Genomic DNA, 15736 nt, shown 5'->3' with positions numbered 1-15736 from the left:
GCGGGCAGGTATCGCCAAGGTAGGCTTCGTGATCGAACCGCCTGCACGTAATTAAGCGGAACTAAGCGGAACTACAAGCAATTCGATACAGACCTGAGACCTCTGAACACAGAGGCACAGGGATGCATAGAAAGGCAAAGAGAAATTCTGAAGAAGATAGAGAAGAGAAAAGCGAATACTGTGAAGTAATCTGATTCTCGTCTCCTATTTTTCCTCTGTGTTTCTATGTCTCTATGTCTCTGTGGTAAAGATTTCAGGTCTTGAAGTTTGATTTTTTATTCAGATTCCGAATCATTCGTGATGTGAATAAGTGATTCATAAAGGAAGCATTATGGGTATGCAAATAGGTTCCGGCGGTGCTTCGGCTGATCCGGAAGTAATGATAGAAATGAACATGACGCCATTGATTGACGTCATGCTGGTATTGATCATTATGTTGATTATTACCATTCCTATTCAGAACCATGCGATCAATCTGAACATGCCGACAGGCCCATCACCACCACCATTGGTTGAGCCGGTAGTAGTTAATATCGACGTGGACTTTGATGGTACGGTATTGTGGGATGGCGTGGCAGTCAACCCGACTGAGCTGGATGCCAAGTTGCAGGCAGCCGCGACCGCAGCAGTACAGCCAGAAGTGCATTTGCGTCCAGTGGCTGTGGTACCGTACAAATCGGTGGCTGCGGTGATGGCAGCAGCACAGCGCAAGGGTGTGACCAAGATCGGGATGGTCGGGAACGAGCAGTTCCTGAAATAAACACGATGGTGCATCAATGCAAAAAGGCGGGTATTCCGCCTTTTTGCTTTTGTATTCAGTCCATTACATCACAGCCGGCAACTGCCTTCAGCCATTTACGGGCACAGCCTCATAGAGTTCCAGCGGCAAGCCATCGGGGTCGGCAAAGAATACGAAGCGCCGCTTGGTGAATTCATCGACACGTATCGCCTCTACCGCTATGCCCTGCTCTTCCAGCACTGCCTTGCAGGCAGCCACATCATCCACTTCAAATGCCAAATGACGCAAACCTTGTGCTTCTGGTCGTGACGGTCTGGCAGGCGCACCGGGAAAAGAAAACAGTTCAAGCTGGGAGCCATCCGGCAAGGCCAGATCCAGCTTGTAAGACTGCCTGTCTTCCCTGTAATTTTCTGCGATGATGCGCAAGCCCAGGCATTTAGTATAGAAATGTCTGGACGTTGCATAATCTGCGCAGATAATCGCTACGTGATGAATGCGTTTAAGCATATTCATGACCAACCATCACAACCAGACTTATTGTTTTTCCATGAAGGCAAAATACAGGTCACGTGCACGGGTGGCTATGTCACCTACCGGCAACTGACGGTCTTCGTAACGCGTGCAAGGTGTGACTTTTGCAAAATTGCCGGTATTGAAAATCTCTTTGGCTTGCAACAGTTCTTCCGGTTTGACCGTGCGCTCTGACACTTGCTTGCCATCTTCTTTCAACAGGCCTATGACGCGGGCACGAGTGATCCCGGACAAAAAACTGCCGTTCGCAACGGGGGTGACGATTTCATCGTCTGCCGTCACAAAGAAGATATTGGCAGTCGCAAATTCAGCCACATTGCCATGCACATCACAAACCACGGCATTGTCATAACCACGGTCTTTGGCTTCGCGCAAAGCCTTGGTGGAATTCGGATATAAACAAGATGCCTTGGCATCTGTCGGCGCCATCGAAGGGTCGGGCCGACGCAAGCTGGACAGACAGGCAGAGAAACCAGAAAAAGCCGGCATGGCTGCGTCAAACAGTGTCAGCGCAAAACCGGAGGTTGCCGGTTCAGGAATCAGCAAGCCATCGGTACCAAATACCAGCGGGCGTATATACAGCTCTGCATCCGCCGGGAACAAGGCAATGCCTTCGCGGCACAAGGCTTCGAGTTCATCCACATTGTAAGGGCATTGCAAACCCAGTCTCTGGGCCGACTGTATAACCCTTTGCAGATGCAGGCGCAAATCCGGTGTCAGGCCACGTATGGAACGTGCGCCATCAAATACCGAAGAACCGAGCCAGACAGCATGATCCATCGCTCCAAATAAAGGCGTATTGCCTTCGCTCCATTGACCCTTGAAATAAGTGCGGTACATAGTATTCCTCAACGATAGAAAGGGATGACATTTGATTCTACAACTTGCCTGCCTGGGCTCAGCTATGCTTTAGGGCTTGAGGCATTGGCGCTGTCGATAACATTGTCGACAGCATTATCGGCAGAATGAATAGCGCCGCCAGCATTCACGCTACGCTCACTACTTCTGATCACGACATACTGCTTGCGAAATTCAAGGCCGCGTTGCGGCCATTTTTCTGCATAGTGCTGCAGATGTTCAGTTGCTGCTGGAAAGTCTTCGCCATTCACGCGACAATCAACGGCCAGCTTGCCTTCATTGTCACGCGAGACAAACAGGCGTACACCTAAAAATTGCCTGGTCTGTAACAGATCATGAAAAGCAGGCATGCTTTCCGTGAACAGGCAGCAGGGGCAAAATGGATGCTCTTCCTTGCGCTTGGGGGCTGGCAAGGTCGCCAGATGAGCCACCGGCCCCAATATGACTTGTCGGTACACGGCCTTGCCTGCCGCCACGTCAGTCTCACTCGCCACATTCATTTCAATGACAGTACAGTCTTTGGGTAACTCGCGCGTGGCATCCAGCAAGGCCAGCAAATCCATCCTGGCCCAGGTACGAAAGCCTTCCGTCATCGCCAGTACTTCGCTTGTTCCCATTGCATGTTGATATTCACTGAGACCTTGCGGAAAATAGTCTGCATGGCTGACATGAATACGGGTGCAGGTTCTGAACCTGTCTTCTGCCAGGGTCACTGCTTCTACCCTTTCGGCAGCCAATACCAGTCCGTCTGCCAGGCGCAGGTAGCTGCCTTGCCATGTAGCTTTGATGTTTTCTGCGGTCAATACTTCAAACACCATTTGCATCAGCACAGGATCTGTTTCAATCGATGGTGAGACTGCCTGTTGTTGCGAAATAGCCTGGGCAGGAAGCAACTTGTCTTTAACAGTATTGAAAACTTTGCTGAATGAATGCGTAAGGGACATGGCAGGAGGAAAAAACAAGGATGAGGACAATCAACCTGCATTGTAACAAGAACCTGCCATGCACGAGCAAATCATGCTGGCTGGTCTAATTTGTCTTCTAATTCGCCTTCTAATTCGCCTAATGCTTGCTCGCGGCATGTTCATGAACCATGCACAACTTGCTGATGACGGAATCAGGCCTTGATCATGGAAATCAGTTCACGTGCATGGGCTGGCAATTCATCATACTGACGTACGCAAATCAGCAGTTGCCGCACCGCCCAGACGTCAGTCAGTTGCAACTGGCTGATCTTCATTATTTTCTCGTAACGCAATGCCGCTGTCTCCGGAATGATGGCAATGCCAGCACCACTTTCCACCATGCGACAGATGCCGTCAAAGCTGCGCAAGCGTAGCCGGTAACGCAGACGCTGTCCCAGTCTGGCGGCATGATCACTCAGATATTGTTGAAGCGCACTGTCACCAGCCAGTCCGACAAAATCATACGTCAGACTATCGGCAAATGACACCCTGCCATTCACATCCGCCATCTGTGCCAGCGGATGCTCAGATGCCGTGACCAACACCAGTTGATCATGGCGAAAAGGAAAAACCTGCAAACCCGCACAACTGACTGTGTTGGCCACAATGCCGATATCGGCCTGGCCTTCCATCAGGGCCTGTACGATGTCATTGCTCAAACGTTCTTCCACTTCGATATTCACATGCGGATGTGCATGCATGTAGGCGGCCAGGGCCTGCGGTAAAAATTCTGTCAGGGCCGAGGTATTGCACAGCAGACGTATATGGCCTTTCAAGCCCTTTGCGTATTCGCCGAGATCACCACGCATTCTTTCCATTTGCTGCATCAGCAAACGGGCATGATGCAATAGCGTACGGCCAGCATCAGTCAATTCTATGCCGCGCCGGTTACGGGTTAGCAAGGGTACGCCCAGTTGTTCTTCCATGCCACGCAAACGGGCGCTGGCCGATGCCAGTGCGAGATGGCTGCGACCAGCCCCGGACGTAATACTGCCTGCTTCCACCACATGTAAAAATAACTGCAGATCGACCAGATCAAAGCGCATCGCGTAGTCTTCCTTAGTTTTTTATATCATCACCACTTCAGCCTAAGTATAATCCGAAGGCTAACTGAGTGTATTCCACATTTTCAGTTCTTGCTGGCAATGGCAAACTGTCAGAATGGAAAACTTGTTCAACCTGTTCGGCGGCTATCAGCAACTCCTGGTGATCTGCCTGGTTTTTATACTTGCTGGTATGGTCAAGGGCATTGTTGGCCTGGGCTTGCCTACGGTTGCCATAGGTTTGCTGAGTTTGTCCATGCCAACCATGGAGGCTGCGGCTTTATTGATCATGCCTTCGCTTTTAACGAATATATGGCAGCTTGCCGCCGGCCCTGATCTGCGCCAGCTATTGCATCGCCTGCGCCCCATGCTGCTGGGCATCTGCGCAGGCACCTTGGCGTCTGCCCTGCTGCTGACACGTATCAATCCTTACTGGTCAGGTATCGGTCTGGGTCTGGCCCTGATTACCTATGCCGGCATGGGCCTGGCATCATTTCACTGGAGCATGCCGGTCAGACTGGAAACCAGGATGGCTTCCGTTGCCGGTACGCTGACAGGCATAGTCACTGCTGCTACCGGCGTATTTGTGATGCCATCCGTTCCTTTTTTGCAAACCCTGAATCTGGAAAAAGACAGTCTGATACAGGCTATGGGCCTGACGTTTACCGTTTCCACGCTGGCGCTTGCTGCCAATCTGGCGTGGGCGGGGCAACTGCACTGGAACGCAGCTGGCAATTCTCTTTTTGCCTTGTTGCCTGCCGTTGCCGGCATGCAGTTGGGGCAAGTGCTACGCGACAAAATGCAACCCGTAGTTTTCAAGCGCTGCTTTTTTGCAGGCTTGCTCTTGCTGGGCTTGCATTATCTATGGGGAGCAAGAGGATGATCAACACCATACCCTGTGGCAATCTGGCAGAGTCCCTGAAGATCTGCAAGCAATGCAGTAGCACCGATCAGTGCAGCGTGCAGTTCAATGCATTCTGGGACAGGCAGCATGTAGGCGCACTCGATTGCAGCGTCAACGGCAAGCACATCCACATCAACGTCCTGTATGTGAAACCGGCATTCCGCGAACAGGGCATTGCCAAAGCCCTGCTCAATTTTCTGCGCGCCGACTTACCTGGAATGGAAGTGACCTGCCAGCAAACTGTCAAACCTGACAAACCAGCCAACCATCACTGACAAGATATCCAGAGGGGGTTTATAGCAATGTAAGCTACTATCCTCTCCCCACAATGACAATGCGTTTGAAATGAGTGTGAAATGAGTGTGAAATGAGTGTGAAATGAGTGTGAAATGAGTGTGAAATGAGTGTGAAATGAGTGTGAAATGAGTGTGAAATGAGTGTTTTTTAGCCCGCTTCAATTATTTACTGGCCAAATAATACTTTGATGTTCAAGCTCACTTCTGCACTAAATGCTGTTCGAAGAAACGCGCGATCTTTTGGTCAACTTCAGCCATCTGACTGCGATCAAATCCAGGCGGGTCATTCAGCATATCGCCTACCAAACCCGTCAATCCTGGCGGCAAAGGCGACAATAATGCGCCATGACCTGCGGCAGGCAAGTGCGCCAGCAGCACGCAGCTTTTACAGGCCTGCATCACCAGATCGCTGTGAAAGCGCGGTATCAGCCAACGGTCTTGCCCAGCCGTGATCAGGGCTACAGGCATGGCCGGATGCTCCAGCGATGTCATGTCAAAATCGGCCGCTGCCGGCACGCCCGCAACCACGGCAGCAATCCTTGGGTCATGGTGTTCCCGTGGCGTTGCATCACTGAAACGATGACGTATCACCAGCATGGCAGCCCATTTCTTGATGCCATCAAACATGCTGCCCGTCAAACGGGTAATCAGACCGACGCAGGATTGAAAATCTTCTTCCAGACTGGCTTCGCAATGCTGCTTGAAACCGGCTGGCGACCAGCGCCCGCCAGCCATGCTCAGGGCAGTGTGTCCGACTGCGGACATGCCGTAGATACCGACTTTGTCCAGCGTCAGCAAACTGGCAAAACGGGGATCACGCCCAACGGCATCAATGGCACGTGACACTTCTGCCGGCCTTAACGTCCAGCTATCCGGCCCAGGATTACTTTCATCCATAAAATTATCCGCATGATGCTGCGGCATGGCGACCACAAAGCCAGCCTCAACCATGGCACGTGCCAGATTTACATGTACCCAGGGCCCACCACCAGAACCATGTGAAATGACAATTAGACGACCATTGCCACGTATCGGCCCAGCCCGCTCTGCCAGGTTCAGCACAAAACGACCACGTCTTAGCGGCTGGTCCTCAGCCTGGGTGGGATAAAACAGGGTGACGATACCGTCAGTTACCGTTGCGGGTAATTCCTCCAAACCGACACCAGCCTGCGCCCTGTTCGTCCATAAGAACAAGACAAGTATCAATACAGGGAACAGGTAAGACCGCCAGATACGTTGAATGCTAAAAACAGGTAGGGTATGCATAGTCAGATTCCAGTTCATGTGAAAGCCACAGGCGGCTGCCTCCGGCGAAACTGACTATGGGTTTGAAACGAAACGATGTCTTGCCAGAGACTGCAAATTGCAGAATACGGCTAGCCGATTTCAGGAATCGGCCATATTTTCTTTGCGAAACTCGGTCGGTGTAAGACCGGTCGCAATCTTGAACGCACGGTTGAATGGTCCTATGGACTGAAAACCTGCCTCCAGCGCAATGCTCAACACCGGCAAATCCCGTAGCGCGGGGTCTTTCAGGGCAGTGCAGGCTTCGGTCAGACGAAACTCATTGATGTAGGCATTAAAGTTGCGATAACCCAGCCGCTGGTTAATCAGGCGACGCAAACGGTATTCAGGCAATTGCAGGCGCGCCGCCAGGCTGGCCAGACTTAGCTCTTCGCTGCGATACAGACGCTCTTGCTTCATCAAGTCCTGCAATCTGATAGCCAGGCGCTCTTCGGCGGGATCATCTTCAACGGCTCTGGGTGTCGGGGATATTGGCGGAGATCCTGGCGACAGTGGCTCATCTGCCTGCACCATATCAAGCTGTCCTGATACGGGCAGAGCATGCTGGCGTGGTGCGGGGAACAAATCCAGATTCCCCAATTTCAACATTTTGACTGTTACCGTAGCGATAATCAGTAACAGAATCAGCACATCGGCAGTAGCCGTCGGCCCCAATAAGCGCCCATGGGGTGAACCCAGCCGGGCTGCCAGCAGGATGACGGTATAGGCAATGCCGGTAATCACAATGAAGGCACGCAGACGCCGACGTTGCTCGACCAGGTCAGTACGCCATTGTCTGGCTGCTGCCAGGGCGGCGAGAGCAGCAAACAACAGCGGAACGCCGCGCTGCACACCCAGCAATAGCGGTGTCAGTATCGATGAACTGCCAGCAACCACAGCACAATTCAAGCCGCTGAGTACAGCCACCGCCAGCCAGAGCACAATATGCAAGGGACGCAGCACAAAGTCATCATCAAACAGGGCTTGTACAAATATCCAGAACAGCACGGCATTCGCGACAGAAACAGCCACCAGTGGTGCCTGCCATATGCGCGGCACCATCGCTTCAAACAAGGGGGTAGCCGCCAATACCTGCACTGCCAGCCCCAGGCAAAGGGCAATGCCGGTCCGCACCACGGTCAGGCGCGGACGGTCGCGCCAGAGGATGGCGGACAATAGCAGTAACAGGGCAATCAGTGTGCCACGCAGCCCAGCATCCAGCAGCATCAAAGGTTCGGTAAACGGCATGACAGATCATCACTATGAAAGATGATCACGATAGCAGCAAGCCGTTGATCTGCGCAAGCGCCTGAAGTATCAGTCAGCGATCCAGGAATTAACTGTCAAGGTGGGAAATCAGCAAATTGCTGAAACGCGATAATTCCTTGCGCCTGACTTCATCACCACCAGTACCAGTTACTGGTGCATCGATAGACAGCCCCACGGCCAGAATATCGATGAGCAGCAATTGCAGTATGCGGGAAATCATGGACAGGAAAGTAGCATTGTCTTCCGTATGATTGACGGCCAGACAGACCGTCGCCTTTTTTGCCAGCGGCGACTGGTTTGGCGTGATGGCGATGACATCAGCCCCGGCATGCAGGGCGGCATCCACTGCCTTCAACAATTCCGGCAACTTGCCAGAATTCGACACGACAATCACCACGTCACCCGGATTCAGCAATTCTGCCGCCATGGAAAACAAATGGGCATCACCATAGGAAGCAGTGGGAATGCGGAAGCGGAAAAATTTATGCTGACCATCCAGCGCCACCGCACGTGAATTACCCATGGCATAAAACTCGACCTTGTTGGCCTTGCGCAGTAACGCAATCGCCTGATCCAGCGAACGTACATCAAGCTGATCACGGAAATTCAAAATCGCCGACACGGTATTGTCGATCACCTTGGCACTCAGGTCATGCGTACTGTCGCTCATACGTACCTGACTGTGTCTTACCGGTATGGTACCGGTCAGGCTGCTGGCAAATTTGAGCTTGAAATCGGCCAGGCCCAGAAAGCCCAGGGAGCGGCAAAAACGAATCACGGTAGGCTGGCTGACATCGGCCAGACGGGCAATTTCTGCAATAGCTTCATTCAGCACGGTGCGCGGGTTTTCCAGCACCAGGCTGGCAACCCGTCTTTCGGCTGGCGTTAATTCAGCATGCAATTGCTGTATGCGGTCCATCAGTGAACTATCGCCACTGCGGCCACGCAAGTGTTCCGACAAAATCGCTGATACGCCGTAAAAGGCTGGATTCGGCGTGGTAATCACAAAGGTGGGGATTTGTGCGAGGTAGCTGGAAAAGCGCCCCTTGGCTTCAAAGCGGCTGCGGAAAGAGGAAGTCGCAAAACGCTCGCCCATCAGTGGCACAATGCCACCACCGATATAAATCCCGCCAAAAGCGCCAAGCGTCACTGCCAGATTGGCACTGAAACTGCCCAACATGCCGCAAAAGCATTCCAGCGTTTCCAGACACAATGCATCGCCATCCGTCAGCGCACCACGCATGATGTCTTGTGCCGGCAAAGCCTTGACAGTTTTTTTATTGCGATCGGCAAGGGCACGATAAATCAGTTCCAGACCTGGGCCGGAGATCAGACGTTCGGTAGAAACATGCGGCCATTCTTTCCAGGCAAATTGCAGGATGGCATATTCACGTTCATCTACCGGTGCAAAATTGACGTGCCCCCCTTCACTGCCCAGGGTAACAAAGCCGTCAGAAGTAGGGATCAGGCCAGACACGCCCAGACCGGTACCCGGCCCCAGCACACCAATCACGGATTTGGCAACAGGTGTACCACCACCTACCTGCATCAGATCCCTGGCCTGCAAGCCCGGCAAGGACATCGCCAGCGCAGTAAAATCATTCACGATGAGCAGTGTGTACAAACCAAATTCGCGGCGTACATCTTCAATCGAAAAAGCCCAGTCGCGGTTGGTCATTCTGACCTGATCACCATCGATAGGGTTAGCCAGCGCGAAAGCCGCATGATGTACCTTGCTGGCCGGTACCGACGACAGATAGGCACGTAACAGGGCAATGATGTCCGGGTATTCGTCACATTTCAGGACCTTAACGGATTCAAACACGCCTGGTGAAGATTCAAGCGTAAAACGTGCATGGGTAGCGCCAATATCGGCCAGCAAGCGTGGGCCACCGGAAAAACCTGCGGCATTGCCATGTTCTACAAGTGCGTGTTCTGTCGTCATGCTGTCTTCATGTGTCACGTTATACCATTCCGGGAACAAATTTCATCATCCGGCCATTCTCTGTCATGCCTGTCAGGCCTGTGATGTCTGTCAGGCATTCCTACATCAATCTCGCAATTTACCACAATCGTCAGCCAGATCAGGGCAAATCAGCCAACAAATGCCGCATTCCCTGCGGGCACCTGAGCAATATCACTCAATGACTGAGTTGCACATTCACATGATGGACAGTATTTTTTTGCCAGTGCACATCCACGCTCAGCAACTGCTTTTGTTCATCCCAGACAAAAGGCAGCGACCGTTTCTGACTCAGAACCTGTGCTGGCTTGCTGCGAATACCATGTACCAGCAATTTGATTGTGCGATCACTGGCAGGCATCAACCGTCCCTGTTGGGCACTAAAGCCGATATCCAGTTGCCTGCCCTTCACCTCGCTGTTAAAACGCAAGAGACTATATGCGCCTTTTTCATAGGCTTGCGCTGTCACGCCGTCATCATCGTAAAGCTTGCCACTGGCGCGCCTGACTGTAGCGTCATGGTAATAGTGTAGTTCCAGTGTACTGGCAGAATAGTCACGGGTATTTTGTATCGGTCCCGTCATCGGGACAAACGCACCGGCACGCACAAATACCGGAATATGACCTGCCTCGACAGCCACTACCTGGCTAGTGCCGCCACGGTATAACTGTCCGGTATAAAAATCAAACCAGTGATGTTGCGCAGGAAAATAAACGACGGCTTCTTTTTGCCCGGCATGCATTACCGGATGCACCAGAAAACTGTCGCCCCACAGATAGGTATCGGCCACATTCTGCAAGAAGGTCTTGTCCGGTTCCGCATAAAACAGCGGACGCATGAAAGGCAGTCCTTGCTGGTTGTTATCAAACGCCAGGGTGTAGTTGTAGGGTAAAAGACGATAACGCAATTCTATGGCGGCCTTGGCCAACGCCCTGGTCCTGGGCTCGCGCAGCACGGGTTCGGAAGCAACTTCTTCCTGAGCATGCGGGCGGAAAACCGGCTGAAAAACACCATACTGCAACCAGCGTGCATACAATTCATCATCCAGATTGGCACCGGCAAAACCACCGAGATCGGAGTGCATGTAGGCCATGCCCTGCATGCCCATTTGCAAGGCGATTTCAGGCTGTGAACGCAAACCGCCCCAACTACGGTTGACATCTCCCGACCAGGGAATCATGCCATATCGCTGGGAACCGGAATAACCGGAACGCATGAGTATAAAGGGCCGCTCGTCCGGATATTCTTTATGGTAGCCTTCGGCAATCAGCCTGGCCCAGTTATGTCCATAGATATTGTGCAGCTCGTCTGCACTGCCAGTTTTATGCTGCAAGGCTGAAGGATGCACTTCCGGTTCCCCCAGGTCCCCCCACCAGCCGGTGACACCCTGATTTTTCAAATCTTTGTAAATAGCCCAGAACCAGTCCTGGGCAGGTGGATTGAAGATATCGATGAGGCCAGTGTTTCCAAAATAAAAATCATAAGTAAATGGCTTGCCCTGTTTGTCGGTCGCCAACACATTTTTATCGACAGCTTCTTGCCATTTTTTTGACGTAGTCAGGACAAACGGTTCAGTGATCAGTATGGTTTTAATGCCCTGTTGCGCAAAATCAGCCATCATGCCACTGGGGTTGGGAAAACTGTCTCTGTCAAATTCCAGATTACCCATGGTGCCCTTGATATCTTTACCAAACCAGTACAGATCAAAGATGATGGCATCGACAGGGATTTTTTCTGCACGAAATTTATCCAGTATGCTGCGTGCTTCTGCTTCGGTATGGTAACCAAAGCGGCTGGCAAAATTGCCGAAGGTCCAGCGCGGCGGCAAAGGCTGGCGCCCGGTCAGGCTGGTATAGTTACTGACGATGTCAGCCCAGCTGTCACCGGCGATCACCTGGTAAGTTTTTCTGCCGCTGATTGTTTCATAAGCAAGTACATTGTTTTTCTTGCTGTCGAGATCAAGCTGGCCTATCGCTGCATTATCAAAATGCAGACCATACATTTTGGAAGAAAACACCAGTGGCATGGCAAAGTTCATCTGCTCTGAACGCTCTTCATAACCATAGTGAGCCTTGTTGTATAGCGGCAGGCGATTGCCACGACGATTCATCCCCAGGGCACGGGCACCACCGCCATACAGTGCCTCGGTCGCATCCAGATTAAAGTCCAGCACTTCTGCATCTGCAGTTTTGCTATAGCCATTTTTTTCAGACAACAGGGGCTTGCCCTTATACGCATAGGCAAGCTGCAACGGTGATCTGGTGATGGTCACACTGATATCGCCGGCGACATACTGAATGCTGCTGGCAGTTTCCCTGAAACTGGTCTTGACGGGTGAAGGCTGCAACACAACGGCGTGCGATGCAGGATTAAAACTCTCGGTAGCAGGGATAAAACTGGTTTCGATAATCTTGTCGCTATACGGCTTCAAGACATAGCGACCATCATTGGTTTTTATTTCCAGCTGATTCGCCTGCCGGAGCTGATTCGCCTGCAGCTTTACCGACACGATAGTGCGATTGGCATTTTGCGCATGCGCTGTATTCGCCAGTGACAAGGCCACAGCCACCATGATATTCAGTTTTAATATGGATTTTTTTCTCATGCTGTCTCAGATTATTTTTTCAATCCAGGCGTACTAAGGTGCGATCAATACCGTGCTCAGGTCACTATTGAACTGCACCTTGCCATTGACGACCGTGGCCGTCTTGCCCGAATAATAGTCTTTCAATATTTGTCCATCGGCAAACACACCATGCACACTGATCGCGGGATAGGTCTTTGCCGGTATATCGAGCGCGATCACCACTTTGTCACTGATGCCCTGCTGCTCATAGGTACGCTTGAAGGTATAGGGCTGGTCTGCCAGTTTTTCATGCAAGCCAGCACCTATGGCAGGATGGGCACGCCGGAACAGGCCAAGGCGGCTCCAGTGCCGGCGGACATCGGCAATGCGGTAGCCATCACGGCTGGCATTTTTTTTCAGCTCATCCCAGTTCATGAAAGAACGCAGGGTCGCATCACCCTGTGCACCAGCGACATTCAGCGATCTCGCGGTTTCATCCCCATAATAAATCTGCGCAGCACCAGGGCTTAGCAAAAGTTTATTGGCGGATTCAAACGGTTTTTGACGCAAGAGATCAAATGGCCCGCCATCATCATGTGAACTGATGTAATTGAGTACGGAATATCCGGCCAAAGCACCATGAAGACGCGCAGCATAGTCGCTGAACAGGGTTTCATAATTTTTATTGGCATCTGACTTGAAACCAAAATTGATGAGACTGTCAAAACCATTCTGGTAAAAATTGACGGTCTTGCCACCACCCATGTCAAAGTCCTGGCCATTGGCCAACACGTAGTTATACACTTCGCCGGTCATGAAAAAGGCCTGGTTGCCCAGTTTCTTTTTGGGGTTGGCATGCTTCCAGTCTTCATACGCCGCACTGGCAAGGCCATGCAATTCTTTCCAGATTTCTGGCTCGGTATGCTTGGCGGTATCAGCGCGAAAACCATCAACACCATATTTTTTCACCCAGTCTACATGCCATTTCATGAGGTAGTAGCGCGGTGCACGTGGCAAACCTGTGCGCTGAAAAAAGTCATCCAGCTCTTTGACTTCACTGTCGTAGCGCCCTTCTGCTTTCCACTTCTCTACCAGCACTGACGGCAAGCTGACAGGGACTTGACTGTCTGTACGTATATCCGGCAGGTTTTTCACCAGTGTGCAACTGACGGTGGTTACAGTATCCTTATAAGTACATGTGGGCGATGTCCTGACCCATTCTTCTGGCCAGACAGGGTCTTGCTCTGTCACTGGCCCCAGGTGGTTCATGACCACATCCAGCAAGACACGCATGCCGTGCGCATGCGCGGTATCGACAAACTCGCGCATGTCGGCTTCTGTACCCAGGTTGGCATCGACACGGGTGAAGTCTTTGGCCCAGTAACCGTGGAAACCATAGGATTTTCCCGTACCCTCATCGGTACCCGCATGGATTTGCTCAACCGGTGGCGTCAGCCAGATGACATCAATACCCAGGTCTTTGAAATAGCCGGACTTGATCCTGGCAGTGATACCAGCCAGATCACCACCGGCATAACCACGTAAAGCTGCCGCATCATTTTTGCGGCCATAGGCAAGGTCGTTTTTATGATTGGCGTTATGGAAGCGGTCTGTCAGTAAAAAATAGACAGTGGCGTTTTCCCATAAAAATGGCTGGAGTGAGCTTTTTTTGTGCGGAGATGGCTGAGCCATAGACGCAGGAATCGAACCCGCGGCCAGCAGCAATGCCAACCCCAGTTTTATTGCAGTCATTTGCATGATGAGTCCCGGACGGTGCTATGGATTAAACTACAGCAGCATTGGCTGCCGTCTTGTCAATGCCTGACGCAGCTTCGGCTGCTTCATCCCTGACCAGCAAGGTCAGCAAGCCCGCCAGTATCATGCAAAAGCCGCCCAGCATCAAAACCTTGACTGACTGATTATCAAACACATGTTTCAATATTGCGCCCAGCACGACACCAGCAATGATCTGCGGTATCACTACAAAGAAATTGAACAGGCCCATGTAATATCCCATGCGATTGGCAGGCAGGGCACCGGCCAATATCGCATACGGCATGGTCAATACACTGGCCCAGGCGATACCCACACCCACCATGGGCAAGAGTAGCATTTGCTTCGATGAAATCAGGAAGATGCTTACCAGGCTGACACCGCCAATCACCAGGCACAGCATGTGGACAAACTTGCGGCTGGTCATTTTCGCCAATACCGGCAACAGGAATGCTGCCAGTGCAGATACGCCACCGTACACGGCAAACATGATACCTACCCAGTTACCCCCTTCCTGGAAGGCCGCTGACTGTGCATCGCTGGTATGAAACACCGTTTGCGCAATCGAAGGCGTGGTATACACCCACATGGCAAACAGGGCGACCCAGGTAAAAAACTGTACCAGCGCCAGTTGCACCATGGTCCTGGGCATTTTGGTGAAGCCGCCGAGGATTTCCGATATCGCCTTGCCTATGCCCTGATTGTTTGTGCGTTCCTGTTTGAATTTTTCCAGATCAGCCGGAGGAATTTCCTTGCTGGTGAATACGGTCCACATGACAGACAAGGCAAAGATCGCACCGCCGAAATAGAAGGAATACCTGACGGTGTCGGGTATGGCTCCATTTACCGGCACATTGCTGACACCCAGATAATCTGTAAATATCGTCGGCAACAACGAAGCAATCACACCACCGCAACCAATAAAGAAAGTCTGCATGGCAAACCCGGCGGTTTGTTGCGACACGTCGAGTTTGTCACCGACAAAGGCACGGAAGGGCTCCATGGATATATTGATGGCGCTGTCCATCATCCACAACACGGCAATCGCCATCCACAAGGCCGTGGAATTGGGCATGAGGAACATCGCGACCGAAGCCAGTATCGCACCGATAAAAAAGAAAGGTCGCCGACGGCCCCAAAATGGATGCCAGGTATTGTCACTCAGATAGCCGATGACCGGTTGCACCAGCAAACCCGTGATGGGTGCGGCCAGCCAGAACAATGCCAGATCATCCGGATTTGCACCCAGGGTAGAAAATATGCGGCTGGTATTGGTATTTTGCAGCGCAAAACCGAATTGAATACCAAAGAAACCGAAACTCATATTCCACAACTGCCAGAACGACAGGCGTGGTTTGTATGCAGATACTTGCATGGTGTTGTGTCCCCAGATTTATTATCAATTAGAACTCATTTCATAAATAAGGATGAGTTCTACTTGTTGCGGCATCGCTTGGCGGCAGAAAACGACTTCCCAACAAAGTCACCATACCAAGCCCGCATTTTTGAAATACTACCACAGCAAAATGTAATCAAACTACATAA

The 15736-nt window shown here is 51.7% G+C and carries 13 protein-coding genes; 3 read left to right on the top strand and 10 right to left on the bottom strand.

The features are described from left to right. The first annotated feature begins 331 nt into the window (after positions 1-331). The gene (locus tag ACO0LK_RS02400; protein ID WP_422971810.1) at positions 332-760 is read left to right on the top strand and encodes an ExbD/TolR family protein; all 429 of its coding nucleotides are present in this window, start codon (positions 332-334) and stop codon (positions 758-760) included. Between the two features lie 87 nt (positions 761-847). On the opposite strand, the gene ACO0LK_RS02395 is transcribed toward ACO0LK_RS02400, so the two are convergent. The 4 genes from ACO0LK_RS02395 to ACO0LK_RS02380 all read right to left on the bottom strand — a co-directional run bounded on the left by ACO0LK_RS02395 (position 848) and on the right by ACO0LK_RS02380 (position 4139). After that, positions 848-1246: a VOC family protein gene (locus tag ACO0LK_RS02395; protein WP_422971808.1), complete on the bottom strand. Its 399-nt coding sequence runs from the start codon at positions 1244-1246 to the stop codon at positions 848-850. 27 nt (positions 1247-1273) lie between these two features. Continuing rightward, on the bottom strand, positions 1274-2110 hold the full coding sequence (locus ACO0LK_RS02390; RefSeq protein ID WP_422971806.1) for a branched-chain amino acid aminotransferase: 837 nt from the start codon (positions 2108-2110) through the stop codon (positions 1274-1276). Between the two features lie 62 nt (positions 2111-2172). Next, positions 2173-3072, bottom strand: a complete 900-nt coding sequence (locus tag ACO0LK_RS02385) for a DUF6348 family protein (protein WP_422971804.1) — start codon at positions 3070-3072, stop codon at positions 2173-2175. Between the two features lie 173 nt (positions 3073-3245). Then, complete coding sequence (locus ACO0LK_RS02380; RefSeq protein WP_422971802.1) at positions 3246-4139, bottom strand: LysR substrate-binding domain-containing protein; 894 nt, start codon at positions 4137-4139, stop codon at positions 3246-3248. Positions 4140-4254: 115 nt separating this feature from the next. Here ACO0LK_RS02380 and ACO0LK_RS02375 point away from each other — a divergent pair, with 115 nt between their 5' ends. Next, positions 4255-5019 carry a sulfite exporter TauE/SafE family protein gene (locus tag ACO0LK_RS02375; RefSeq protein WP_422971800.1) on the top strand — a complete coding sequence of 255 codons (765 nt, stop codon included), beginning with the start codon at positions 4255-4257 and terminating at the stop codon, positions 5017-5019. Then, positions 5016-5315 carry a GNAT family N-acetyltransferase gene (locus tag ACO0LK_RS02370; protein WP_422971798.1) on the top strand — a complete coding sequence of 100 codons (300 nt, stop codon included), beginning with the start codon at positions 5016-5018 and terminating at the stop codon, positions 5313-5315. The genes ACO0LK_RS02375 and ACO0LK_RS02370 overlap by 4 nt, the downstream gene beginning before the upstream one ends. A 219-nt stretch (positions 5316-5534) precedes the next feature. Here the strand turns inward: ACO0LK_RS02370 and ACO0LK_RS02365 are convergent, their stop codons facing one another. The 6 genes from ACO0LK_RS02365 to ACO0LK_RS02340 form a co-directional block, all read right to left on the bottom strand. After that, positions 5535-6602: an alpha/beta hydrolase family protein gene (locus ACO0LK_RS02365; protein WP_422971796.1), complete on the bottom strand. Its 1068-nt coding sequence runs from the start codon at positions 6600-6602 to the stop codon at positions 5535-5537. 120 nt (positions 6603-6722) lie between these two features. Further along, positions 6723-7868, bottom strand: a complete 1146-nt coding sequence (locus tag ACO0LK_RS02360; protein WP_422971794.1) for a helix-turn-helix domain-containing protein — start codon at positions 7866-7868, stop codon at positions 6723-6725. Positions 7869-7956: 88 nt separating this feature from the next. Next, positions 7957-9834 (bottom strand): glucokinase, encoded by a 1878-nt coding sequence (locus tag ACO0LK_RS02355; protein ID WP_422971792.1) that lies wholly within the window; start codon positions 9832-9834, stop codon positions 7957-7959. A gap of 196 nt (positions 9835-10030) precedes the next feature. Next, positions 10031-12457, bottom strand: coding sequence for a TIM-barrel domain-containing protein (locus ACO0LK_RS02350; protein WP_422971790.1), 2427 nt, complete (start codon positions 12455-12457; stop codon positions 10031-10033). A gap of 33 nt (positions 12458-12490) precedes the next feature. Beyond that, positions 12491-14176 carry an alpha-amylase family glycosyl hydrolase gene (locus ACO0LK_RS02345; protein ID WP_422971788.1) on the bottom strand — a complete coding sequence of 562 codons (1686 nt, stop codon included), beginning with the start codon at positions 14174-14176 and terminating at the stop codon, positions 12491-12493. Positions 14177-14201: 25 nt separating this feature from the next. Then, the gene (locus tag ACO0LK_RS02340; protein ID WP_422971786.1) at positions 14202-15566 is read right to left on the bottom strand and encodes an MFS transporter; all 1365 of its coding nucleotides are present in this window, start codon (positions 15564-15566) and stop codon (positions 14202-14204) included. Positions 15567-15736 lie beyond the last annotated feature (170 nt).

Source organism: Undibacterium sp. Ji49W, from assembly GCF_049340205.1.
Classification (GTDB): domain Bacteria; phylum Pseudomonadota; class Gammaproteobacteria; order Burkholderiales; family Burkholderiaceae_D; genus Undibacterium.
Note: the sequence above shows the minus strand (reverse complement) of the source record. Positions and strands in the feature narration are given on the sequence as shown.

Excerpts from the sequence above, each read along its gene's own strand:
- ACO0LK_RS02400 (WP_422971810.1), top strand. The coding sequence starts at position 332 with ATGGGTATGCAAATAGGTTCCGGCGGTGCTTCGGCTGATCCGGAAGTA.
- ACO0LK_RS02395 (WP_422971808.1), bottom strand. The coding sequence starts at position 1,246 with ATGCTTAAACGCATTCATCACGTAGCGATTATCTGCGCAGATTATGCA.
- ACO0LK_RS02390 (WP_422971806.1), bottom strand. The coding sequence starts at position 2,110 with ATGTACCGCACTTATTTCAAGGGTCAATGGAGCGAAGGCAATACGCCT.
- ACO0LK_RS02385 (WP_422971804.1), bottom strand. The coding sequence starts at position 3,072 with ATGTCCCTTACGCATTCATTCAGCAAAGTTTTCAATACTGTTAAAGAC.
- ACO0LK_RS02380 (WP_422971802.1), bottom strand. The coding sequence starts at position 4,139 with ATGCGCTTTGATCTGGTCGATCTGCAGTTATTTTTACATGTGGTGGAA.
- ACO0LK_RS02375 (WP_422971800.1), top strand. The coding sequence starts at position 4,255 with ATGGAAAACTTGTTCAACCTGTTCGGCGGCTATCAGCAACTCCTGGTG.
- ACO0LK_RS02370 (WP_422971798.1), top strand. The coding sequence starts at position 5,016 with ATGATCAACACCATACCCTGTGGCAATCTGGCAGAGTCCCTGAAGATC.
- ACO0LK_RS02365 (WP_422971796.1), bottom strand. The coding sequence starts at position 6,602 with ATGCATACCCTACCTGTTTTTAGCATTCAACGTATCTGGCGGTCTTAC.
- ACO0LK_RS02360 (WP_422971794.1), bottom strand. The coding sequence starts at position 7,868 with ATGCCGTTTACCGAACCTTTGATGCTGCTGGATGCTGGGCTGCGTGGC.
- ACO0LK_RS02355 (WP_422971792.1), bottom strand. The coding sequence starts at position 9,834 with ATGACGACAGAACACGCACTTGTAGAACATGGCAATGCCGCAGGTTTT.
- ACO0LK_RS02350 (WP_422971790.1), bottom strand. The coding sequence starts at position 12,457 with ATGAGAAAAAAATCCATATTAAAACTGAATATCATGGTGGCTGTGGCC.
- ACO0LK_RS02345 (WP_422971788.1), bottom strand. The coding sequence starts at position 14,176 with ATGCAAATGACTGCAATAAAACTGGGGTTGGCATTGCTGCTGGCCGCG.
- ACO0LK_RS02340 (WP_422971786.1), bottom strand. The coding sequence starts at position 15,566 with ATGCAAGTATCTGCATACAAACCACGCCTGTCGTTCTGGCAGTTGTGG.